This is a genomic window from Pseudomonas sp. PS01300, from assembly GCF_029960155.1.
In the GTDB taxonomy this organism is placed as follows: domain Bacteria; phylum Pseudomonadota; class Gammaproteobacteria; order Pseudomonadales; family Pseudomonadaceae; genus Aquipseudomonas; species Aquipseudomonas palmensis.
In genome coordinates, this window is the sequence record NZ_JASCPN010000004.1 from 1 (window position 1) to 22,741 (window position 22,741).

18 protein-coding genes and 1 pseudogene are annotated in these 22,741 nt (G+C 62.8%); 14 read left to right on the plus strand and 5 right to left on the minus strand.

What is annotated here, in order from left to right; genetic code table 11:
• The 6 genes and pseudogenes from tssI to QMX96_RS03340 form a co-directional block, all read left to right on the plus strand.
• Nucleotides 1–2,741 (plus strand): type VI secretion system Vgr family protein (tssI, locus tag QMX96_RS03315; protein WP_282361180.1); only part of this gene is annotated, 2,741 nt, incomplete at its 5' end.
• Nucleotides 2,738–7,384: an RHS repeat-associated core domain-containing protein gene (locus QMX96_RS03320; protein ID WP_282361181.1), complete on the plus strand. Its 4,647-nt coding sequence runs from the start codon at nt 2,738–2,740 to the stop codon at nt 7,382–7,384. The genes tssI and QMX96_RS03320, both read left to right, overlap by 4 nt.
• On the plus strand, nt 7,381–7,998 hold the full coding sequence (locus QMX96_RS03325; RefSeq protein WP_146095031.1) for a hypothetical protein: 618 nt from the start codon (nt 7,381–7,383) through the stop codon (nt 7,996–7,998). The genes QMX96_RS03320 and QMX96_RS03325 overlap by 4 nt, the downstream gene beginning before the upstream one ends.
• A gap of 167 nt (nt 7,999–8,165) precedes the next feature.
• Nucleotides 8,166–8,363: pseudogene (locus tag QMX96_RS26935) on the plus strand (RHS repeat-associated core domain-containing protein); the annotation flags it as partial.
• Nucleotides 8,364–8,655: 292 nt separating this feature from the next.
• Nucleotides 8,656–9,105, plus strand: coding sequence for a hypothetical protein (locus QMX96_RS03335; RefSeq protein ID WP_282361182.1), 450 nt, complete (start codon nt 8,656–8,658; stop codon nt 9,103–9,105).
• Between the two features lie 147 nt (nt 9,106–9,252).
• Nucleotides 9,253–9,750 (plus strand): hypothetical protein, encoded by a 498-nt coding sequence (locus QMX96_RS03340; protein ID WP_146095032.1) that lies wholly within the window; start codon nt 9,253–9,255, stop codon nt 9,748–9,750.
• A gap of 514 nt (nt 9,751–10,264) precedes the next feature.
• Here the strand turns inward: QMX96_RS03340 and QMX96_RS03345 are convergent.
• Complete coding sequence (locus tag QMX96_RS03345) at nt 10,265–11,788, minus strand: phospholipase D family protein (RefSeq protein WP_058541849.1); 1,524 nt, start codon at nt 11,786–11,788, stop codon at nt 10,265–10,267.
• Between the two features lie 93 nt (nt 11,789–11,881).
• Nucleotides 11,882–13,312, minus strand: a complete 1,431-nt coding sequence (locus QMX96_RS03350; RefSeq protein WP_054915471.1) for a PLP-dependent aminotransferase family protein — start codon at nt 13,310–13,312, stop codon at nt 11,882–11,884.
• A 177-nt stretch (nt 13,313–13,489) separates the two neighbouring features.
• On the opposite strand from QMX96_RS03350, the gene QMX96_RS03355 reads away from it, so the two are divergent.
• Nucleotides 13,490–13,705 (plus strand): DUF1127 domain-containing protein, encoded by a 216-nt coding sequence (locus QMX96_RS03355; RefSeq protein WP_282361183.1) that lies wholly within the window; start codon nt 13,490–13,492, stop codon nt 13,703–13,705.
• Here the strand turns inward: QMX96_RS03355 and QMX96_RS03360 are convergent.
• Nucleotides 13,702–14,979, minus strand: a complete 1,278-nt coding sequence (locus tag QMX96_RS03360; RefSeq protein WP_043863327.1) for an FAD-binding oxidoreductase — start codon at nt 14,977–14,979, stop codon at nt 13,702–13,704. The genes QMX96_RS03355 and QMX96_RS03360 overlap by 4 nt on opposite strands.
• A 117-nt stretch (nt 14,980–15,096) precedes the next feature.
• Between QMX96_RS03360 and QMX96_RS03365 the strand changes: the two genes are divergently transcribed.
• Nucleotides 15,097–15,450 carry a YkgJ family cysteine cluster protein gene (locus QMX96_RS03365; protein WP_043863328.1) on the plus strand — a complete coding sequence of 118 codons (354 nt, stop codon included), beginning with the start codon at nt 15,097–15,099 and terminating at the stop codon, nt 15,448–15,450.
• Between the two features lie 3 nt (nt 15,451–15,453).
• Here QMX96_RS03365 and dadR read toward each other — a convergent pair whose 3' ends face one another.
• The gene (gene dadR / locus QMX96_RS03370; protein WP_042121505.1) at nt 15,454–15,942 is read right to left on the minus strand and encodes a transcriptional regulator DadR; all 489 of its coding nucleotides are present in this window, start codon (nt 15,940–15,942) and stop codon (nt 15,454–15,456) included.
• A gap of 156 nt (nt 15,943–16,098) precedes the next feature.
• Here dadR and dadA point away from each other — a divergent pair, with 156 nt between their 5' ends.
• The 6 genes from dadA (at nt 16,099) to QMX96_RS03400 (ending at nt 22,055) form a co-directional block, all read left to right on the plus strand.
• Entirely contained in the window at nt 16,099–17,400 is a 1,302-nt protein-coding gene (gene dadA / locus QMX96_RS03375; RefSeq protein ID WP_043863329.1) for a D-amino acid dehydrogenase, read from the plus strand.
• The gene (locus tag QMX96_RS03380) at nt 17,372–17,725 is read left to right on the plus strand and encodes a RidA family protein (RefSeq protein WP_043863330.1); all 354 of its coding nucleotides are present in this window, start codon (nt 17,372–17,374) and stop codon (nt 17,723–17,725) included. Before dadA ends, QMX96_RS03380 begins: the two co-directional genes overlap by 29 nt.
• A 40-nt stretch (nt 17,726–17,765) precedes the next feature.
• Entirely contained in the window at nt 17,766–18,839 is a 1,074-nt protein-coding gene (gene alr, locus QMX96_RS03385) for an alanine racemase (RefSeq protein WP_088514602.1), read from the plus strand.
• Nucleotides 18,840–18,947: 108 nt separating this feature from the next.
• The gene (locus QMX96_RS03390; protein WP_043863332.1) at nt 18,948–19,496 is read left to right on the plus strand and encodes a cupin domain-containing protein; all 549 of its coding nucleotides are present in this window, start codon (nt 18,948–18,950) and stop codon (nt 19,494–19,496) included.
• A gap of 168 nt (nt 19,497–19,664) precedes the next feature.
• Complete coding sequence (locus QMX96_RS03395; RefSeq protein WP_043863333.1) at nt 19,665–20,072, plus strand: c-type cytochrome; 408 nt, start codon at nt 19,665–19,667, stop codon at nt 20,070–20,072.
• 123 nt (nt 20,073–20,195) lie between these two features.
• On the plus strand, nt 20,196–22,055 hold the full coding sequence (locus QMX96_RS03400) for an acetyl-CoA hydrolase/transferase C-terminal domain-containing protein (RefSeq protein ID WP_282361184.1): 1,860 nt from the start codon (nt 20,196–20,198) through the stop codon (nt 22,053–22,055).
• An 84-nt stretch (nt 22,056–22,139) separates the two neighbouring features.
• On the opposite strand, the gene QMX96_RS03405 is transcribed toward QMX96_RS03400, so the two are convergent.
• Complete coding sequence (locus QMX96_RS03405; protein ID WP_043863335.1) at nt 22,140–22,712, minus strand: xanthine phosphoribosyltransferase; 573 nt, start codon at nt 22,710–22,712, stop codon at nt 22,140–22,142.
• Nucleotides 22,713–22,741: the final 29 nt, after the last annotated feature.

Sequence of the window (22,741 nt, forward strand, 5' to 3'; positions counted from 1 at the left end):
AACTGGAGCTGGTCAGTGAACGGGCGTCGCTGAACCTCGAATCCCTCCTGCACACGCTCGCCTTCCTGCAGCTGTCGCCCAGCGGCAGCGGCATTCACGGGCTGGTCTACAGCGCCGCGCAGGGCGAAGCGGGGCAGCGCCTGTCGCGCTACCGGCTGGTGCTGCGCCCGCAGCTGGCGTACCTGGCACACCGCATCAACCAGCGCATCTTCCAGCACAAGACGGTGCCGCAGATCATCGCCCAGGTGCTCGAGGAGCACGGCATCCTCGCCAGCGACCACCGCTTCGTGCTTGGCGCGGTGTACCCCGAGCGGGTGTACTGCGTGCAGTACGACGAGTCCGACCTGCACTTCATCCAGCGCCTGTGCGAGGAGGAGGGCATCCACTACCACTTCCAGCACAGCCCGCAGGGCCATGCGCTGGTGTTCGGCGACGACCAGACCGTATTCCCCACCCTGGCCCCGGTGGCCTACCAGCAGGACACCGGGCTGGTGGCCGACGTGGCGGTGATCAAGCGCTTCGGCCTGCGCCTGGCCACGCGCACCAGCCGCACCACGCGGCGCGACTACGACTTCACCAAACCGCGCATCCAGCTCGAAAGCGACGCCGACAGCGGTGCCGCACCGGACCTGGAAGACTACGACTACCCGGCCCGCTTCAGCGACCGCGCGCGCGGCAAGCACCTGGCCACCCGCGCCTTGGAGCGCCACCGCAGCGACTACCGCCTGGCCGAGGGCCGCAGCGACCAGCCGAGCCTGGTCAGCGGGCATTTTCTGAGCCTGACCGAGCATGCCAACCCGGCGTGGAACGACCTGTGGCTTCTGACCGAAGTGCTGCACGAAGGCAAGCAGCCGCAGGTGCTCGAGGAGGTGATCAGCAGCGACGTCACCGACCTCAAGGACGACTTTCACCAGGGCTATCGCAACCGCTTCTACGCCACGCCGTGGGACGTGCCGTACCGTCCGCCGCTGAGGCATCCCAAGCCCAAAGTGCTGGGTGCGCAACGTGCTGTAGTGACCGGCCCGGAAGGCGAAGAGATCTATTGCGACGAGTACGACCGGGTCAAGGTGCAGTTCTTCTGGGACCGCGAAGGCCAGTCGGACGACAAGACCACCTGCTGGATGCGCGTGGCCTCCAGCTGGGCCAGCCAGAGCAGCTTCGGCGCCATCTCGCTGCCGCGTGTGGGCATGGAGGTGCTGATCACCTTTTTGGAAGGCGACCCCGACCAGCCGCTGATCACCGGTTGCCTGTACCACGGCGCCAACCTGCCGCCGTACCGGCTGCCCGATTTCAAGACCCTGGCCACGGTCAAGAGCAAGGAATACAAGGGCAGCCGCAGCAACGAGCTGCGCATCGACGACACCACCAGCGAGATCAGCATCGCGTTGCGCAGCGACCACGGCGCCAGCGCGATCAACCTGGGCTACCTGACCCACCCGCGCCCCTCGGGCGGCCAGCCGCGCGGTGAGGGTTTCGAACTGCGCACCGACCGGCATGGGGCGATCCGCGCGGCGGCGGGCCTGCTGCTGACCACCGAGCCGCGCCATCACGAAGCCAAGCACCACAAGGACCTGCCCGAGACCGCCGAACGCCTGGCCACCGCCAGCGAGCAGCAGGACGGCTTCGGCCAGCAGGCGCGCGAGGTGCAGGCGCAGGATTCGGGCGATCAGGACGAGGTGGCCAAGGCCCTGCATGCCCAGCACCAGGGCATCGTCGGCAGCGGCCCGACCAACCAGAGCGCCAACGAGTTTCCCGAGTTCAGCGAACCGCACCTGGTGCTGGCCAGCCCGGCGGGCATCGCCCTGACCACGCCGCGCTCGACGCATGTCGCGACCGGTGAACACCTGGCGTTGAGCAGCACCGGGCATACGAGCCTATCGATCGGCAAGCGGCTGCTGGCCAGTGCCAGCCAGGGCATGCGGATGTTCGTGCAGAACATGGGCTGGCGGTTGGTGGCGGCGTCGGGCGACATCGATATCAAAGCGCTGAAAGACAACATCAACCTGCTGGCCAAGCTCGACATCACTGCCAATGCCGACCGCATCACGCTGACAGCCAAGACCGAACTGGTGGTACAGGGCGGCGGCAGTGCCACCACCTACAACGCCAGCGGCATCACCCACGTGACCACCGGGCCGTACACCGCGCACGCGGCGAACTTCGCCCATGTGGGGCCCAAGAGCCTGGCCGGGACCTTCCCCGAGCCGCCCAAGCCGGGCAAGGGCAGCCTGGAGCTGTTCAACCTGTACGCCAATGCCAAGGGCATCCAGGCCGGCGATTACGAAGTGACCGATGCGCTGGGTACGGTGCTCAAGGGCAGCCTCGATGGCCAGGGGTTCAATGCCGTGTCGGGGGTGGCACCGGGGCCGGCGTGGGTCAGGTTCGGACGCGACCCGACCCCGCCGTGGACACCGAGCAGCTACATCGGTTTGGTCAACTGGCCGTTGCAGCTACCTGACCCCAGCCACTCGCCCACGGTAGTGGCAACGCTGGTCGACAAGCTGGTGCTGCCCAACGATGGCAAGGGCAGCCTTTTTGGCAGTGCCAGGCAACTGGTCAGTGCCGCCAGCTCTGCCCTGCCTGCTGCCTCGGTCGCCCTGGGCGAGGCCGACCAGGCGGGCGCTGCACTCAAGGGCGCCAGGGCCAGCCTGCCCACGCTGCCGGCCCTCTCACTGACCGACCTCAAGGCTCCAGGCCTGAATACCGTTACCGATCTGCTGCCAGGTGAACTGATCTCATGAGCGACAACACCCCCGCCAAACAACGGCCACCACAGGCCGCAGTCGTTCCCCTGGATCAGATCGGCATCGAGGACGTGAGTAGCGGCGCCGCCGTGTTCGACGCCTGGCTGCGGGATATCAGCGGTGGCTACGTCAACCTCGAGCGCCTCAAAGAGGTGGCTGAGGTGCTGCCGGTCATCGGCAACATCATCGCCCTGGTCGATGCGGTCGGCGACGTTGTCAACCTGGCCTCCAGCGACAAGCCCGACCCGCTCGACTGGGTCAGCCTGGGCATCAACCTGATCGGCGTGATTCCCACGCCACCGACCATGGCGGCTGCGCGCAAGAGCCTGCGGCCGATGCTGGTGCTGGCCCGTCAGGAAGGCAAGCAGATGCTCGGCGACTCGTTGATCGAGATCATCGTCGGCCACCTCAATGCCACCTTGCTTGGCGAAATCGATGCCTTTCTGGCTGACGCAGAAGGGCAGTTGGAGGCGATCCTCAAGGAGTGCGCCGACGTCGGTGAGAAGCTGGTCAACAACACGGCCAACGCGATCGATGCCGTGATTACCGGCAAGCTCGACAGCGCCGCGAATCTGGAGGCTGCCGGGCGCAGCGCCATTGCAGCAAAGAACGCGTTGCGTTCCGACCCCTCGGTGGTCTTCGAAAACGCCTTCGCCGCCCTCAGCGATGCCTACGCCGCGATGGGCAAGGGCGCCGCCAACATGATCATGCGCAATGCCGTGCCCGAGGGGGTACAGCATGAAGTGCTGGCCCGTACCCGGGCCCTGCGTAGCCTGGCGCCACAGATGCGTACGCAACTGATGAGCATGACCAGTGCAGCCAACCCGCAATCCATCGAGAGCATGCGCCTTATCCTGCACAACAGCAGTGTGCTCTGGCACAAGCGCAATCCCAAGGCACTCGGCAGCACGGTCAAGGGCGACAAGACCACCCAGGCCAGGCATCAGGATGCCAAGGGCGAGACCGAGGCCATTACCCGGCAGGCGTCGGCCAAACAAGCGGCCAACGACAGCAAGAACGGCACCTGTGCCAGCAGTTGCAACCGTATCAACTTCGCCCTTGGCAGCGAGTCGCTGGACCACACCGACTTCAGCCTGCCAGGCCCGTTTCCCGTCATCTGGACCCGTACTTACAATTCGCGTCTCGAGCGCCTCGACAACCCCAGCCTCGGTGCCCGTTGGCTCACCGAGTTCACCACCTGCATCGACGTGGTCGGCCAGGGCCTGGTGCTGCTTGACTTCGATGGGCGCAGTCACGATTTTCCAATGCCCGAAAAGGGCAAGCCCCACTACGACGCTGTCGAGTACCTCACCCTGGTGCGCACCGGCGAACAGCAACTGGTACTGCTGCGTGGCCTGGATCGCCGGGAGACCTATGCGCGCCATGGCGATCGTTTCTATCTGACGCACATTCAGCTACGCAGCGGCGCGGGCGCCATGCTGCACTACGAGCATCGCCACAACGGCCAGCCGGTGCTGTCCGACATCAACACCTACCAGGACGACGACCCCAGCAAGGTACACCTGCAACTGGGAACGCGGCTCGACGCGCACGGGCATATCCAGGGTCTCTGGCACGTGGTCGACGGCAAGCCGCTGCGCCAACTGTGCGCCTATCACTATGACGGCGCGGGTGACCTGGTGGCGGCTCAGGATGAAAACGGTGCCGCCTGGCACTATGAGTACCAGCATCATCTGATCACCCGTTACACCGACCGCACCGGGCGCGGTTTCAACCTGGAGTGGGACGGCAACGGCCCGCATGCCAGGGCCATCCATGAGTGGGCAGATGACGGCAGCTTCGAAGTGCACCTGGAGTGGGATGAGCGTATCCGCCTCACCTATGTGACCGACGCCCATGGCCAGGAAACCTGGCACTACTACGACATCCAGGGCTACACCTACCGCATCCGTCATCCGGACGGCAATTCGGAGTGGCTGTTCCGGGATGAGCGCAAGAACGTCATCCGCCACGTGCACCCCGACGGTAGCCAGGACCGCTACAGCTTTGATGAGCGCAGCAACCTGCTGCAGCACATCCGTCCCGACCACAGCACGCTGCACTACGCCTACGACGACCATGACCAGCTGATTAAGATCCGCGATGCCGAGGGTGGCCTTTGGCTGCGCGACTACGACGAGCGCGGCAACCTGGTAGAGACGGTCGACCCGCTGGGCAACAAGACCGAATTTGCCTACACCCCAAGCGGCCTGGTAAGTGCGATCAAGGACGCCAACGGCAACCAGAAGGCGCTGGCCTACAACGACGCCGGGCAACTACTCGAGTACGTCGACTGCTCCGGCAAGACCAGCCAGTGGGCCTACAACGACTTCGGCCAGCTGGTGCAGTTCGCCGACGCAGCGGGCAACAAGACCGCCTATGAGTACAAGGCCGGGCAACTGTCCAGGGTCACCCACCCCGACAACACCGAAGAGCGCTTCGAGCGTGATGCCGAGGGCCGTCTGCTGGCGTACCTCGACGCGCTCGACCGCTGCACCACCTGGACCTATTCCGGCGCCGGGCTTCTGGCCGAGCGCGTCGACGCCAACGAGCACACCCTGCGCTACCGCTGGGACAAACTGGGCCGGCTGATTGGCCTGGAAAACGAAAACACCAGCCAGGCGAGCTTCGTGTACGACCCGGTCGGTCGCCTGTTGCAGGAGACCGGCTTCGATGGCCTGACCACCCGCTATCAATACGACCCGTACAGCGGTCGCCTGGCCTCGACCCAGGTCGGCCAGCGCCGCATCGACCTGCGTTTCGACCCCATGGGTCGGCTGGCCGAGCGTACCGCCAGGCTGGGTGATCAGTCCCAGACCGAGCGCTTTGCCTATGACGGCAACGGCAGGCTGATCCAGGCGATCAACGCGGCAAGCCAGCTGCAGTGGTTCCATGACGAGGCGGGCAATCTGACCCGCGAGCATCAGCATTACCTGGGGTTGCAGCAGCCGATGGTGGCGGTGTGGACGCACAAGTACGACGTGCTCAACCAGCGCATCGCGACCGTGCGCCCCGATGGCCATACGGTCAGTTGGCTGACCTACGGCAGCGGCCACCTGCTGGGCATGAAGCTCGACCAGCACGACATGCTCAGCTACGAGCGCGATGACCTGCACCGTGAAGTGGCGCGCCGTCAGGGCAACAAGCTGATGCAGACCCAGGCCTGGGACCCGGCCGGACGGCTGCAGGAGCAACTGCTAGGCAGCCACGACGGCAAGTCCACGTTGCTCAAGCGTCAGTACCAGTACGATGGCGCCGGGCAACTCACCGACATTCACGACAGCCGACGTGGTCAGTTGGCCTACCAGTACGACCCTGTCGGTCGCCTGTTGCAGGCCACCAGTCGCCTGGGGGTGGAGACATTCGCGTTTGACCCGGCCGGTAACCTGCTGGACGAGAAGACGCAGCAGCTCAACCGCCCGCTGGACCAGGCCCCGAAACGCAACAGGTTGATGGACAACCTGCTGCGCGAGTACGCCGGCACCCATTACACCTACGACGCGCGCGGCAACCTGGCCGAACGGCTGCACAACGGCGTGCGTGCGCAGTTCAACTGGGACCTGGTCGATCGGCTGCAGAGCTACAGCGACGACAAGCTCAAGGTCGAGTACAGCTATGACGCACTCGGCCGGCGACTGCACAAACACTCGGTTGCGCATTATTCGAACAAGCCGCAGGCCGGCACGGGCTGGAATCAGCTTGAACGGGCCAAGCGCCAGCGTGAGCTGGACTGTGGCTTCACGCTGTTTGGCTGGGACGGCGACACGCTGGCGTGGGAAAGCTCCCCGCCGCGTGATGAAGGCGATACGGGCCGTACGGTGCATTACCTGTATGAGCCGGGCAGCTTTGTGCCGGTGGCCCAGGCCCTGCGCAGGGGGCCGGTGCGGCTGCACAAGCAGCCGGACTGGAGCCAGCGCAGTTACGACTTCGACCAGGACCCGCTGTGGCAAACGCACATGCCGCCGCAGGCGTTTGATGCGCTTGCGTGGTACCAGTGCGATCACCTGGGCACGCCAATGGAACTGACTGACCACCATGGGGCGGTGGCGTGGGCGGGGCAGTACAAGGCGTGGGGGGAGGTGCGTGAGGAGCGGTCGGTTTGGGCAAGGCAGGTAGGGCTGAGTAACCCGCTACGGTTTCAGGGGCAGTATCACGACCGGGAGACTGGGCTGCATTACAACCGGTATCGGTACTATGATCCGGGGGTTGGGCGGTTCGTTAGCAAGGACCCGATTAGTTATGCGGGTGGGTTGAATCTCCACTTATACGCACCAAATCCTATCGAATGGGTTGATCCACTCGGGCTGGAGAAAGTCGTTGCAGCTAAGAGTCGTGTGCAAGCCTTGAGGCTAGCACAACAGCATGCTCAAGTTCCGAGAGTAGGTCGAGGAGGCGAAGACATTACTACTCAGCAACTTAGAGTTGAGAGCAGAGGTAAGAATTATGCATGCCTGTGCGCTAGAGACAGTACGCTAGGGCGGGAGGAAATAGGCGGTCAGGCGCAAGTTTTTGATCATCCAGACGGACATCCTCATTTGGTAGGTGAAGGATTCCCTGCTCACCATGACGGGCCGCATGTGCACGCGAAAAACAAGAAGGGTGAAGGCATAATATTTACTTATCCGGGGTTGCTGAAATGATTGAAGTATTGATTCATAGGTCGAAATTTGAATATTTCAAAAAAGGAGCTGATGGGTTTATCTCGTCTTTGCCAGCAAGTGATGACGATGATTTTTCTGCTGTGATGGTTCGCGATCTAAATGGTACGCTAGGGTTCAATGCAAACCCGATTTCACAAAATATTTTGGATGATCTGCTAGGAGAATGCTACTGCTTGCGCGGCTCTGGCAGTATTAATCATCCAAGAGCATTCCCCAAGGGGCGCATGCCGAATTTTTTCTTTAAAGATAAAGGCGGTGCATTTGCTAGGATGGTTGCTATGCATGAGCGTTATGTTCTAGATATGAAAAAGTATAGTATTATTTCCCGGCATAGATGCATTAAAAAACCTGAACCTTCTGAGCTATCTCACTTCTTGCAAAATGAAAGCAGGATTGAAAGCCCGTTGTATGAAAGTCTGTTGTCTTCTTGCGAGTATTTTGGGATTTCTCAACGTGCTCAAGAACACGGTTGGGGAGCATTTGATTTGATTTCCAGGGACATGGATGGTTTCTTGACTAAGTTAGAAAGCTTAGTAGGCGATGAAGGACGCCTAGTGTTCATCGAAAAGATGCGAGAGATGCCCTGTTGGTAGGGTGGCCAGCGTTGTGATGACCTGCGTTTTGACCCCATGGGGCGGCTGGCGAGCGTACCGCCAGCCAGGGTAACCAGTCGCAGACCGAGCGCTTTGTCTATGCCGGCAATGGCAATCTGATCCAGACGCTCAATGCGGCGAGCAAGCTTTAGTGGTTCCATGACGAGGTGGGCAATCCACCGCGCATTACTGGATTTCAGGGGCAGTATCACGACCGGGAGACCGGGCTGCATTACAACCGGTATCGGTACTATGATCCTGGGGTGAGGCGGTTCGTTAGCAACGACCCCATTAGTTATGCGGGTGGGCTGAATCTGCACCAGTACGCGCCAAAACCTGTGGGTTGGGTAGACCCATTGGGGTTGGAAGGTTGTGAAAAGGCATGTAAGTCTCGAAACAAACCGCCGCCGCCAATGGAAGCAGCAGAAGGAAGGCCGCACTCAATTATTGAGCGTCCGGGTGTTGATGGTCAGTACACGACACACTATGGGGATGGTACGTGGAAGGAGCACCGTGGGTCGGGCAAAGATCACGGAAATATTGCTAGGCCGAACATAAAAGAAGCGACGAAAAATACTAGGCCAGACGGTCGTGTATTCATAGACAAAGGGCGCGTGCGCCATCCAGTACCAGACGAATATCCCAAAGGTGAATAACGTGGATAGTATTAAATCATTTGATTACTCTTCTTTTGTGGATGCCAATAAGGATCACGCTGTAACCGGTATTGATTATGTAAGGGCAATTTATGTGAACCACGAGTTGGCGTCGGACTTCATTGTTTGGTTTGCAAGACTTTTATGGCCAAGTTTCAATATTTTGAATGATAAGGTTTTTGTTACTGAGCTGTTCGATCCTGAGATGTTTGAGCGTCACTTGAGTTTGAGCAAAAATCTTGAGGAGGCTCAGTTCTGGATGAACCTGCTAGAGATAACGGGAGTTTTTGATGAGCTTCCTACGAAGCAAGCCATGGAAGTTGCCCTAATAATTTCTGAAAGCTGGAACTCTAAAATATTTAAAGAATTTGGTGCGGAGTATGCAGTAGCGCGACGTATATATGATGAAGAGGCTGGAGAGGTCTTCGTTACTATCGGCTCTCGATTCTGATTGTTAGGTAGATATTGACTGTCTTTGTGTGACTTTACTCGCAGTATATGAGTGGAGGGAGGATAGCGTATCCTCTAAATGCTCATGTTCAAACGTTAAGTAGCATGTGGGTTGTTGTTTTTATTGAGCTATCATGGCGGAGGCAGTATGAAAAACATAAGGCAATCAATATGTGAGGCTGTGGGCAAAGGATCTCGAAAAACGCTTTTAAATCTTGCTGCTGAATTTGAAATGGCAGAGTTAATGTCGAGTGATATTTCAGATGAAGCTTTTGAGTTTATCCTAGACTTGTTGTCCAACGAAGAGCTATTCAATCGGCCTGGAATGAGTGCGTTCCTAGTGAACATATCATTCGATATGAATAAGTTTTCATTGACTCAAAAGGCGCAAATGCTTAGTGCTGTGCAATTGAACTACTCACGATACTCTGATTTGGAGTTTTGCTGGGTGCTGTGTGACATCGTAGCTCGGAATTATGAACGCTCTGTTGCACTAAAAGCATTTGGAGATTTGGTTAATGATGTAACTTCTGAAGGCAGAAAAGGTATCGCGTTGGGTCTTGATGCGATAGCAAAACAATCCAAGCGAGACTCTAATACAATGAATGAAATTGAAAAAATATCAAAAAATCTAAGTCAAAGGTAGGTTTAGAGCTGACTCTATTGAGTGGTTATGTGGCGGTAAACCTCTTTAGGCGCCACGCTATAGGTGCAGTGCCGCAGCAGTTCAGCAAACTATGGTTGTTATAGCTACTTGCAGGCAACGATCGAACTGGGCGAAATATATTTATCTGATTAATCCGATACGGATTCAGAGGCAGCATCACGATCGTGAGGCGAAGCGGCACCAAAACCGGTACGGGTACTATGATCCGGGGGCGGTTTATTGGGCAGCATCCGATCGGGTTTTCAGGTGGATTGAACGTGTTCGAATACGCATCCAGACCAAGAAATTGGCTCGCCGGTAACCCTTGACGAACTGCCTCCACGCAGGTCCCTAGCTCCGCATCGACTCTGCGTTCGACAGCATGGGTCATTTGGCCGAGCTTACGGCCAACCTGAGTGGCCAGTCGCAAACCTATCGCTCTGCCTACGACCGCAACGGTATCGGCAAGCTAACCCAAGCGATCACCGCAGCGAACAAGCCGCATAGCTTCACCCTACAACATCCTCTCCAACCCCACCGCCTTGCTCACCCACGCATTGAACCGTCGCCACAGTCCACCTGGCTCTGTCGTCAACGTGTGCAACTGCCCATTGTCCTCGGTCACCCACACCAGCTTGCCGTCGACCAGCCGCGGCTCGTAGCTCAGCGCCGGCGCCATGCCCTGCAGTGCCAGGTCGCGCGTGTACTCGGCCAGTTGCGGGCTGTCCACCAGCACGCCGACCTCGGTGTTCCACAGCACCGAGCGGGGGTCGAAGTTGAACGAGCCGATGAAGGTCTTCTGCCGATCGAACACGATCGCCTTGCTGTGCAGGCTCGAGTCCGATGCACTGCCGAAGTGATGGATACGCCCGCTGCTGGGGTCGCCGGGCTGGCGGCGCAGTTCGTACAGTTTTACCCCGTGTTCCAGCAGCGCCTTGCGGTACGGCGCATAGCCGCCGTGTACCGCCGGCACGTCGGTGGCCTCCAGCGAGTTGGTCAGCAGGCTTACCGACACCCCGGCGTCGGCATGGCTGGTCAGGTACAGCAGGCCGGTCTCGCCAGGTACGAAGTAGGCCGATACCAGGATCAGCTCATGGTGCACGTCGTTCAGGTCGGGCGCCAACTGCTGGGTCAGCAGCAACCGCGGGTCTGGCTCGGCCTGGGCCAGCACCTTGCTTGGCGCATCCCACAGCGCCTGGTTGTGTGCCCAGATCAACTCGTTGCGCCAGGAATCCAGGCGCGGGTGGGTCTTGTAGGCCATCAGGCGGTCGTACAGTGCCTTGCGCTTTACCCTGGCCTCGCTGAGCGAAGCCTCCAGGCGCTCGCGGCTCACACGCAGGTCGTCGGCGTTCGGGGTGCTGAACATGAAGTCTCCAATGGGTCGGCTCAGGGCACTGTTCCAGTACTGGTCGAAGCTGTGCCCCAGCTGTTCGGCCACCGGCCCCACGCCCAGCATGTCGATGTCGGTGAAGTTCAGGTTGGGCTCGGCGTCGAAGTACTCGTCACCCAGGTTGCGCCCGCCGACGATGGCCATGCTGTTGTCCACCAGCCACAGCTTGTTGTGCATGCGCCGGTGCTGCAGCGACAGGTTGAACAGCCTGCCCAGGGCACGGGTCACGCCGGTGCTGCGCCCCAGGTGCAGCGGGTTGAACACGCGAATCTGCACCTTCGGGTGCGCCGCCAGGGTGGCGATGACCTCGTCCAGGCCGTCGCTGGTGGTGTCGTCGAGCAGGATGCGCACGCGCACGCCACGGTCGGCAGCCTGCAGCAGTTCGTGCACCAGCGCGCGCGTGCTGAGCCCGTCATGCACGATGTAGTACTGCAGGTCGATGCTGCTCTGGGCGTTACGGATCAGCTCGGCGCGGGCGTGGAACGCCTCGGTGCTGTTGGGCAGCAGGCGAAAGCCGGACCGCCCCTCATGAGCGCTGGCCTGGCGCTGCACCGAACGGCCAAAGGCCGAGTCGCTGGCGGGCAGGGCCTGGGTCACGGTACGGGGCGTGCTGGAGGTGGCGCACCCGGCAAGGGTGAGCGCCAGCATCAGTAACAGCGCGAAGGCCCTGGGTTTGGTCAAAGGGGCATGTCCTTGAGCAGGAAGGCAGTTGGGGGTTGGACCACGCGGGGCGGCGCAACGTTACCCGCCGCGCTCATCCTCGGCCAGTAGACGAATGGCGGTTTCGCCGACCTTGCGCACGGCCGCTTCGATTTCGGCAGTGGCGCGGGCGGCAAAGTTCATGCGCAGGCAGTTGCGGAACTTGCCCGACGCCGAAAAGATGCTGCCCACCGCAATCTGCACACCTTGCTCTAGTAAAGCCCGGTTCAGGCGCAAGGTGTCGAAACTTTCCGGCAGTTCCACCCACAGCACGAAGCCGCCCTGGGGCCGGCTGGCGCGGGTGCCGGCGGGGAAGTAGCGGCTCACCCAGTCGATCATCTGATCGCGGGCGCGCTGGTACTGGCCGCGCACACGGCGCAGGTGCGGCTGGTAGTGGCCGCCCTCGATGAAGTCGGCAATCGCCAGCTGCGGCTGGGTAGCGGTGTAGCCGGTGCTGATGTACTTCATGTGAATCACCCGCTCCAGGTAGCGCCCCGGCGCCACCCAGCCCACCCGCAGGCCGGGCGCAAGGGTCTTGGAGAACGAGCTGCACAGCAGCACGCGGCCGTCGTCGTCGAACGACTTGATGGTGCGTGGGCGCGGGTAGGTGTAGGCCAGGTCGCCATACACGTCGTCCTCCAGGATCGCCACGTCGAAGCGCTGGGCCAGGGTCAGCAGGGCGCGTTTGCGCGCCTCGGGCATGATGTAGCCCAATGGATTGTTGCAGCTGGGGGTCAGCTGGATCAGCTTGATCGGCCACTGTTCCAGGGCCAGCTCCAGGGCTTCGAGGCTGATGCCGGTGAGCGGGTCGGTGGGGATCTCCAACGCTTTCATGCCCAGGCCCTTGAGGGTCTGCATGGCGCCGTGAAAGCTCGGTGATTCGACCGCGACGATGTCGCCCGGCTGGCACACCGCGCGCACGCTGATCGACAGGGCTTCCTGGCAGCCGGTTGTGATCACCAGGTCTGCCGTGCTCAGGCTGCAGCCCGAATCGAGCATCAGCCGCGCCACCTGCTCGCGCAGGGCTTCGGTGCCGGCGACGGTGTCGTAGTACAGGCCGGGCATGTCCTGGCGCCGGCTCAGTTGCGCCAGGCTGCGCAGCAACGGCTTGAGGGTGGGGCTGCCGACATCGGGCATGCCGCGGCCCAGTTGCACCACGTCCTTGCGCGGCACGCTGCGCACCAGCTCGAACACCTGGTCCCATTGCGAGATATCCACAGGGCGCTGGGCCGGGCGGCTGACGTCGGGCAGGGCGGGTAGTGGGCGATGGTCAGGCACGAAATAGCCGGACTTGGGCCTAGGCGCCGCCAGCCCGTGGTCTTCCAGCACCCGATACGCCTGCTGCACGGTACTCAGGCTCACGCCATGCTCGACGCTCAGGGCCCGCACCGACGGCAGGCGGTCGCCGGGGCGGTAGAGGCCCTGCTCGATGCGTGCGCCAATCAGCTCGGCGAGGTTGACGTAGAGGGTCATGGCGTACTCCTGGGCGGGCAAGCGGCTGGCAACCGGTACAGATTGGGCAAAAATACAGCATTCAGCGCCGTTATCGACAGATCTGTATGGAAATAATACCTGGCGGTTGAATCTGTAATGCCTTGCAGTACCCGCGCATCATGGCTGCACGGTTACCCACCCTGGAGGAATGAAGCGATGAACGGCGCGAGCGATGCAGGCCTGCCACTGTGCACCAAAGGCGAGGTGGCGCGACATGAGGCGCCCGCCAGCCCGAGTCGCTGGGCTGTGATGATGCGGCGGTGGCGTTCACGCCATGCGCTGCTGCAGCTCGATGCCGAGCAGCTGCGCGATATCGGCCTGACCCGCGGACAGGCCGTGAAGGAAGGTCTCAGGCCATTCTGGAGACCCTAGGCCAGTGCCTTGAGGCGGTGCCACAGCATGCCCAGCGCCAACAGCGGCGAGCGCAGGTGCTTGCCGCCAGGGAAGGTGATGTGCGGCACCTGGGCGAACAGGTCGAAGCGCCCGCTCTGCTGGCCGCTGATCGCCTCGCCCAGCAGCCGCCCGGCCAGGTGCGTGGCGTTGAGCCCGTGGCCGGCATAGGCCTGGGCGTAGTAAACGTTGGGCCGGTCGCGCAGGCGGCCGATCTGCGGCAGGCGGTTGGCGCCGATGCCGATCATGCCGCCCCACTGGTATTCGATGCGGGTGTCGGCCAGTTGCGGGAACACCTTGAGCATCTTTGGCCGCATGTAGGCGCCGATGTCCTGCGGATCGCGCCCCGAGTAGTGGCAGGCGCCACCGAACAGCAGGCGTCGGTCGGCCGAGAGGCGATAGTAGTCCACGGTCACCTGCTGGTCGCACACCGCCATGTTCTGCGGCAGCAACTCGTTGGCCAGGGCTTCGCTCAGCGGTTCGGTGGCGATGATGTAGCTGCCGGCCGGCAGCACCTTGCCACTGAGCTCGCGGTCCAGGTCGTTGATGTAGGCATTGCAGCACAGCACCAGCGTGTTCGCCCGCACCGAGCCCTTGGCGGTGTGCACATGCACCTGCGGGCCGTGCTCGATGCGGGTGACACGGGAATGCTCGAACACCTGCACGCCCAGCTGGCGCGCGGCCTCGGCCTCGCCCAGCGCCAGGTTCAGCGGGTGCAGGTGCCCCGAGCCCATGTCCACCAGGCCGCCGGCGTAGCGACGCGAGCCGACCACCGTGTGCATCTGGTCGGGCTGCACCAGGCGCAGCTCATGGGTGTAGCCCAGTCCGCGCAGCTCGTCGATCTCTTCGCTGAAGCCCTCGAATTCCCGTGGCTTGTTGGCCAGGTCGCAGTAGCCCCAGGTCAGGTCGCAGTCGATGGCATGGCGTTCGATGCGCTGGCGCACGATGTCCACTGCCTCCAGGCCCATCAGTTTGAGGCTGCGCACTCCCTCGCTGCCGATCACCGGGGTGAATTGGTCCAGGCCGTGTCCGACCCCGCGAATCAGCTGCCCGCCATTGCGTCCACTGGCGCCCCAACCGATCTTGTGCGCTTCGAGCAGCACCACGCTCAGGCCGCGTTCGGCCAGTTCGATGGCGGTATTGAGGCCCGAAAAGCCGCCGCCCACCACGCACACATCACAGTTCAGCTCGCCTTGCAGGGGCGGGTACGCCGGTTGCCCGGCGCTGTGGGCAGCGTAGTAGGAAGTGGTATGCACGTTTGAAGGATCCTGGTAGGGCTGTGTGGAAAATTTGACACAGCATAGGCGGTGCTTTGATCGGCAGGCAACCGTGGGGCAAAATGGCGCTTCAGCCTTTCCCGCCACGAGTCTGCCATGAGTTGCAACAGTCACAAGATCCGCTTCCTGCGTGAGCAGATCCCGTCGTTCGCCTGCGTGCCGGGCTGCCACGATTGCTGCGGCCCGGTGACCACCTCCAGCGAGGAAATGGCGCGCCTGCCACGCAAGAGCGCGGCCGAGCAACAGGCCGCGCTGGATGAGCTCAACTGTGTGCACCTGGGCCCCGAGGGCTGCACCGTGTACGAGGAGCGGCCGCTGATCTGCCGCCTGTTCGGCACCACCCCGCGCCTGCCGTGCCCCAATGGTCGCGGCCCTGCCGAGATGATCGACCCGCAGGCCGAGCGCCTGGTGCACCAGTACATCGCCAGCACCCGCCAGGTGCTGGTGTAAGGCTCAGTCCGGGATCGGCAGGTTGAGGCTTTCCTTCACCTCTTCCATCACGATGTAGCTCTTGGATTCGCGCACGTGTGGCAGCTTGAGCAGGATGTCGCCCAGCAGCTTGCGGTACGAGGCCATCTCCGAAATGCGGGCCTTCACCAGGTAGTCGAAATCGCCCGATACCAGGTGGCATTCCAATACGTGGGGCAGCTTGAGCACCGCGCGGCGAAACTCCTCGAAAGTGTCCCCCGACTTGTAGTCCAGGCTGATCTCGACGAACACCAGCAGGCTGCCCTTGAGGTGCTGCGGGTTGAGCCGGGCGTTGTAGCCCATGATGATGCCTTCGCGCTCCAGACGCCGGACCCGCTCGGTGCACGGGGTGGTCGACAGGCCGACCTTCTCGCCCAGTTCGGTGAACGAGATGCGCCCGTCGGTCTGCAGGATGCGCAGGATGTTGCGGTCGATCTTGTCCAGTTCACGTTTGCTTTGATGCTGGGTTCTCATAGTGGATGCCCCTCCGTAAAAGCCGACCCTGCCGAGAATTCTCGCCAAATATAGGCTTTTATATAGTGAAAAGCACTGCCTCTACCTTCCTATACTGCGCCCATCCATGCCTTAAACAACAAATGTGTGCGGTACGCCGCCTCGAGGGATAACAACATGCGCGTTCTGGTACTTGGTAGCGGCGTCATCGGGACCGCCAGTGCCTACTATCTGGCTCGTCAGGGGTTTGAAGTGGTGGTGGTCGATCGCCAGCCGGCGGTGGCCATGGAAACCAGCTTCGCCAACGCTGGCCAGGTATCGCCGGGTTATGCCTCGCCCTGGGCTGCACCCGGTGTGCCGCTCAAGGCCATCAAGTGGCTGCTCGAGCGCCACGCCCCGCTGGCCATCAAGGCCACCGCCGACATCGACCAGTACCTGTGGATGGCGCAGATGCTGCGCAACTGCACGGCCAACCGCTATGCGGTGAACAAGGAGCGCATGGTGCGCCTGTCCGAGTACAGCCGCGACTGCCTCGACGAGCTGCGTGCCGAAACCGGCATTGCCTACGAAGGCCGCACCCTGGGCACCACCCAGTTGTTCCGCACCCAGGCGCAACTGGACAACGCGGCCAAGGATATCGCCGTGCTGGAACAGTCCGGTGTGCCCTACGAGCTGCTCGACCGCGACGGCATTGCCCGCGTGGAGCCTGCCCTGGCCAATGTCACCGACATCCTCGCCGGTGCCCTGCGCCTGCCCAACGACCAGACCGGCGACTGCCAGCTGTTCACCACGCGCCTGGCCGAAATGGCGCGCGACCTGGGCGTGGAATTCCGCTTCGGGCAGAACATCGAGCGCCTCGATCACGCGGGCGACCGGGTCAACGGCGTATGGATCGACGGCAAGCTGGAAACCGCCGATCGCTACGTGCTGGCCCTGGGCAGCTACTCGCCGCAACTGCTCAAGCCGCTGGGCATCAAGGCCCCGGTGTACCCGCTCAAGGGCTACTCGCTGACCGTGCCGATCACCGACCCGGCCATGGCCCCGACCTCGACGATTCTCGACGAGACCTACAAGGTCGCGATCACCCGCTTCGACAACCGCATCCGCGTCGGCGGCATGGCCGAGATCGCCGGTTTCGACCTGTCGCTCAACCCGCGTCGGCGCGAAACGCTGGAGATGATCGTCAACGACCTTTATCCTCGCGGCGGCGACCTGAGCCAGGCCAGCTTCTGGACCGGCCTGCGCCCGACCACCCCCGACGGCACGCCGATCGTGGGCGCCACGGCGTTTCGCAACCTGTTCCTGAACACCGGCCACGGCACCCTCGGCTGGACCATGGCGTGCGGTTCGGGTCGCCTGCTGGCCGACCTGATGGCGCGCAAGAAGCCGCAGATCAGCGCCGAAGGCCTCGACATTTCCCGCTACAGCAACAGTCAGGAGACTGCAAAGCATGTCAATCCAGCGCCAGCTCACCAATGAGCGCATGAGCCAGATCGTTACCCACAACGGCACCGTCTACCTGTCGGGCCAGGTGGGTAATGACCTGAACGGCGACGTCGGCCAGCAGACCCGCGAGGTGCTGGCCAACATCGAGCGGCTGCTGGACCTGGCCGGTACCGACAAGAGCCGCGTGCTGTCGGCGACCATCTACCTCAGCGACATCGACACCCAGTTCCAGGCCATGAACACGGTGTGGGACCAGTGGCTGGCCAAAGGCAATGCCCCGGCCCGCGCCACCGTTCAGGCCCGGCTGTGCAATCCGCAGATGCTGGTCGAGATCTCGATCGTCGCCGCCCTGCCGTAATCCGTTTCCCAACTCACCCGACTGCCAGAAGGCTGCCGTCATGCGTCCCGCCCGTGCCCTGATCGATCTCCAAGCGCTGCGCCACAACTATCAACTCGCCCGCGAACTGACCGGCGCCAAGGCGCTGGCCGTGATCAAGGCCGACGCCTACGGGCACGGCGCGGTGCGCTGCGCCCAGGCGCTGGAGGGCGAGGCCGACGGGTTTGCCGTGGCCTGCATCGAAGAGGCGCTGGAGCTGCGTGCTGCCGGCATCAAGGCCCCGGTGCTGCTGCTCGAGGGCATTTTCGAAGCCAGCGAGCTGCCCCTGATTGCCGAGCAGGACCTGTGGTGCGTGGTGCATTCGCTGTGGCAGCTCGAAGCCATCGAACAGGCCGGCCTGACCCGCCCGATCACCGTGTGGCTCAAGCTCGACACCGGCATGCACCGCGTCGGCCTGCACCCCAAGGACTACCACGGCGCCTACCAGCGTCTGCTGGCCAGCGGCAAGGTGGCGCGCATCGTGCTGATGAGCCACTTCGCCCGTGCCGACGAACTCGACAGCACGGCCAGCAGCGAGCAGGTGGCGGTGTTCGAAGCCGCGCGCCAGGGCCTGAGTGCCGAGGTCAGCCTGCGCAACTCGCCGGCGGTGCTGGGCTGGCCGCAGGTGCCCAGCGACTGGGTGCGTCCGGGCATCATGCTGTATGGCGCCACGCCCTTCGAGGTGCCGCAGGCCCAGGCTCAGCGCCTGCAGCCGGTGATGACCCTGGAATCCAAAGTGATCTGCGTGCGCGAACTGCCGGCCGGAGAACCGGTGGGCTACGGCGCGAAATTCATCAGCCCGCGCCCCACCCGCGTGGGCGTGGTCGCCATGGGCTACGCCGACGGCTACCCGCGCCTGGCACCCACCGGTACCCCGGTGCTGGTGGCCGGCAAGCGCAGCCAGCTGATTGGCCGCGTGTCGATGGACATGCTGTGCATCGACCTCACCGATGTGCCCGAGGCCGGGCTGGGCAGCCCGGTGGAGTTGTGGGGCAAGCACGTGCTGGCCAGCGACGTGGCGATCCAGGCGGGCACCATCCCGTATCAGATCTTCTGCAACCTGCGTCGGGTGCCGATGGTGTACAGCGGCAATTGAGGCGCCAAAGCGGACGGGCTGCGGGTCGAAGTGTTGTAAATACTGAACGCTGTTGCGATGATACCGTTCAATTTCGACCCCACGTGTTCGTTTAGGAGGGCCCAGGCCTTGGACGTCGGTGAACGACTGCAAGCCATTCGCAAGCTCAAAGGCCTGTCTCAACGCGAGCTGGCCAAGCGGGCGGGCGTGACCAACAGCACCATCTCGATGATCGAGAAGAACAGCGTGAGCCCTTCGATCAGCTCGCTGCGCAAGGTGCTGGGCGGTATTCCGATGTCGATGGTGGAGTTCTTTTCCGAAGAGCTGCAGCCCGAGAACCCGACCCAGATCGTGTACAAGGCCAACGAACTGATCGATATATCCGACGGCGCAGTCACCATGAAGCTGGTCGGCAAGGCCCACGCCAGCCGCGCCATTGCCTTTCTAAACGAGATCTACCCACCCGGTGCCGACACCGGCGAAGAGATGCTCACCCACGACGGCGAAGAGACCGGCATTCTGCTCGAAGGGCGCCTGGAGCTGGTGGTGGGGCTTGAAACCTTCATCCTCGAGGCGGGCGACAGCTACTATTTCGAGAGCACCAAGCCGCATCGATTCCGCAATCCCTACGATGAGCCGGCCCGGCTGATCAGTGCCGCCACCCCGGCCAACTTCTGAGCCCACGCGTGTCGCCAATGCGCGGCGGATTGTCGCGGCTAAACCCCTTTGGTCTTTAGGGTTGTTTCGGTGAGGCGGGGTTCCCGCTATACTTGCGCGGCCTGCGAAACCGTGGCCGCGGGCGTGACTAGCCACCATGAGGGTGTACGCGTGAATCTAATCAAGACAATGCTGGCCGTACCAGCAGCCGTAGTAGCCCTATGGGCCGTCAACGCCCAGGCTGTGACCAATGACGACATCGCCAAGCGGCTGGAGCCGGTCGGTCAGGTGTGTGTACAAGGGCAGGAATGCAAGGGCATGGAAGTGGCCGCCACTGCCGGCGGTGGCGGTGCCAAGACCCCGGATGAAGTCATCGCCAAGCACTGCAACGCGTGCCATGGCAGCGGTCTGCTGGGCGCACCGAAGATCGGCGATACCGCCGCCTGGAAAGAGCGCGCCGACCACCAGGGCGGCCTGGACGGCATCCTGGCCAAGGCCATCACCGGCATCAACGCCATGCCGCCAAAAGGCACCTGTGCCGACTGCTCGGATGACGACCTCAAGGCCGCCATCGAGAAGATGTCCGGCCTCAAGTAAGCCCGACGCTGCAGCTACAAGGCCCGCCACGTGCGGGCTTTGTCGTTTCTGACGCTGGCCATTGCAGCAAACGCGGGGCATGCTCGGTCCAACCCTGGAATCACGGATGCCTAGGAGGCCGAGATGGCGCACCGCTGTTCGATCGAGATCGCCGTGGACGAAGTGCTGGCGCGTTTGCCGGCGCACATCCACATGGGCCTGCCACTGGGCCTGGGCAAGCCCAACCGCTTCGTCAATGCGCTGTATGCACGGGTGCGTGAGCTGCCCGAGCGGCAACTGACCATCTACACCGCACTGAGCCTGGGCCGCCCGGACCTGGGTGACGGCCTGCAGCGGCGCTTTCTCGAACCCTTCGTCGAGCGCGTGTTCGCCGACTACCCCGAACTCGACTACCTGCAGGACCTGCGCCGCGACCGGTTGCCGGCCAACATCCGCGTCGAGCAGTTCTTCATGCAGCCGGGCAGCATGCTGCACAGCCACATGGCCCAGCAGGACTACGTCAGCAGCAACTACAGTCATGCGGCCCGCGACATCAATGCCAAGGGCCTGAACCTGGTGGCGCAGATCGTTGCCGCCCACCCCGAGCGCCCCGGGCACCTGAGCCTGAGCTGCAACCCCGACATCACCCTCGACCTGCTGCCAATGATCGCGCGCCGGCGTGCAGCCGGCGAAACCATCCTGATGCTGGGGCACGTGCACGACGAGCTGCCCTACATGCCGGGCGACAGCGAACTGGCGCAGGACGATTTCGACCTGTTGATCGACGCCCCGGAAACCACTCGGCTGTTCTCCACGCCGAACATGCCCGTCACCACCCAGGACCACTTCATCGGCGTGCACGCCAGCACCCTGGTGCGCGACGGCGGCACCCTGCAGATCGGCATCGGCGCCATGGGCGATGCGCTGGCCGCCGCGTTGCTGGCGCGCCAGGGGGATGCGCCGGAGTACCAGGCGCTGCTCGCCGACCTCGACCTGGCGCCCTGGCGGGTGCTGATCGAGCGTGAAGGCGGCACTGCGCCGTTTGCCCAGGGCCTGTATGGCTGCAGCGAGATGTTCGTGAACGGATTGCTCGCGCTGGCGGAGGCGGGCGTGGTGCGCCGGCCGGTGGCCGACGGGGTGCTGGTGCATGGCGGTTTCTTCCTCGGGCCGCAGGCGTTCTACCAGCGCCTGCGCGAGATGCCGCTGGCGCAGCGCAAATCCTTTGCCATGCACGCGATCAGCTTCATCAACGAGCTGTACGGTGACGAGGCCCTCAAGCGCGAACAGCGCCGCGATGCACGCTTCATCAACACGGTATTCACCATGACCCTGATGGGAGCGGGGGTGGCCGACCAGCTCGAGGACGGTCGCGTACTGAGCGGGGTGGGCGGGCAGTACAACTTCGTCGCCCAGGCCCATGCGCTGGAAGGCGGGCGTTCCATCCTGCTGCTGCGCAGCTGGCGCGAAGCCGGCGGGGAGGTCAGTTCCAACCTGCTGTGGACCTACGGGCACTGCACCATCCCGCGGCATCTGCGCGATATCGTGGTGACCGAGTACGGCATTGCCGACCTGCGCGGGCAGACCGACGCCGAGGTGATTGCGCGGTTGCTGGCGATCAGCGATTCGCGGTTCCAGCCCGGGCTGATGGAGCAGGCGAAAAAGGCCGGCAAGCTGGCGCAGGATTTCGAGCTGGATGCGCGCTTCACGCAGAACACGCCGCAGCGGCTGGAGGCATTGCGTGGGCGGCATGCGCGGTTGTTTGCCGAGTATCCGCTGGGCAGCGATTTCACCGCTGAAGAGAAGGACCTGCTGCGCGCGCTGAACTGGCTCAAGAGCAAGTTCAAGTTGAGCGAGGCGCTGGAGCTGGGCAAGGCGGCACTGGATGCGCCGGGGCCGGAGCGGTATCCCGAGCATCTGCGGCGCATGGGCCTGAGCGAGCCGGACGGGCTGAAGGAGGACCTGTACCAGCGGTTGCTGCTGGCGGCTTTGCAGGCTACCGCGTAGAGCGCTTTCGCCGGCAAGGCCGGCTCCTGCAGGCGGTGGAGCACCTGTAGGAGCCAGCCTTGCTGGCGAAGCGGTCGCTAAGCCTTACTCGATAAAGCTGACCACACCACCGTCCAGCGACTTCACCCGGGCCAGCGACTCGACGCGATAGCCCTGGCTGTCCAGCTCGGCACGCCCGCCCTGGAACGACTTCTCGATCACGATGCCCAGCCCGGCCACGGTTGCGCCGGCCTGCTTGATGATCGAGATCAGCGCCTGCGACGCCTTGCCGTTGGCCAGGAAGTCGTCGATCACCAGCACGCGGTCGCTGCTGTTGAGGTGACGCGGCGAAATCGCCACGGTGTTCTCGGTCTGCTTGGTGAACGAGTACACCGAAGCCACCAGCAGGTTCTCGGTCAGGGTCAGCGACTGGTGCTTGCGGGCGAAGATCACCGGCACGCCCAGCTTCAAACCGGTCATCACCGCCGGGGCAATCCCCGAGGCCTCGATGGTGACGATCTTGGTCACGCCCGCATCGGCGAACAGACGGGCGAACTCGTCGCCAATCAGTTGCATCAGCGCAGGGTCGATCTGATGGTTGAGAAACGCATCGACTTTGAGAACCTGATCGGAAAGCACGATGCCTTCTTCGCGAATCTTCTGGTGCAGTGCTTCCACTGGTGTAATTCCTCGATGTAGCCAAAAGG

Coding starts and splice junctions, on each gene's coding strand:
- QMX96_RS03395 (WP_043863333.1), top strand. CDS start 19,665: ATGCTGGCCGTACCAGCAGCCGTAGTAGCCCTATGGGCCGTCAACGCC.
- QMX96_RS03350 (WP_054915471.1), bottom strand. CDS start 13,312: ATGACCCTCTACGTCAACCTCGCCGAGCTGATTGGCGCACGCATCGAG.
- QMX96_RS03340 (WP_146095032.1), top strand. CDS start 9,253: ATGAAAAACATAAGGCAATCAATATGTGAGGCTGTGGGCAAAGGATCT.
- alr (WP_088514602.1), top strand. CDS start 17,766: ATGCGTCCCGCCCGTGCCCTGATCGATCTCCAAGCGCTGCGCCACAAC.
- QMX96_RS03380 (WP_043863330.1), top strand. CDS start 17,372: ATGTCAATCCAGCGCCAGCTCACCAATGAGCGCATGAGCCAGATCGTT.
- dadR (WP_042121505.1), bottom strand. CDS start 15,942: ATGAGAACCCAGCATCAAAGCAAACGTGAACTGGACAAGATCGACCGC.
- QMX96_RS03345 (WP_058541849.1), bottom strand. CDS start 11,788: ATGCTGGCGCTCACCCTTGCCGGGTGCGCCACCTCCAGCACGCCCCGT.
- QMX96_RS03400 (WP_282361184.1), top strand. CDS start 20,196: ATGGCGCACCGCTGTTCGATCGAGATCGCCGTGGACGAAGTGCTGGCG.
- QMX96_RS03320 (WP_282361181.1), top strand. CDS start 2,738: ATGAGCGACAACACCCCCGCCAAACAACGGCCACCACAGGCCGCAGTC.
- QMX96_RS03325 (WP_146095031.1), top strand. CDS start 7,381: ATGATTGAAGTATTGATTCATAGGTCGAAATTTGAATATTTCAAAAAA.
- QMX96_RS03355 (WP_282361183.1), top strand. CDS start 13,490: ATGAACGGCGCGAGCGATGCAGGCCTGCCACTGTGCACCAAAGGCGAG.
- QMX96_RS03365 (WP_043863328.1), top strand. CDS start 15,097: ATGAGTTGCAACAGTCACAAGATCCGCTTCCTGCGTGAGCAGATCCCG.
- dadA (WP_043863329.1), top strand. CDS start 16,099: ATGCGCGTTCTGGTACTTGGTAGCGGCGTCATCGGGACCGCCAGTGCC.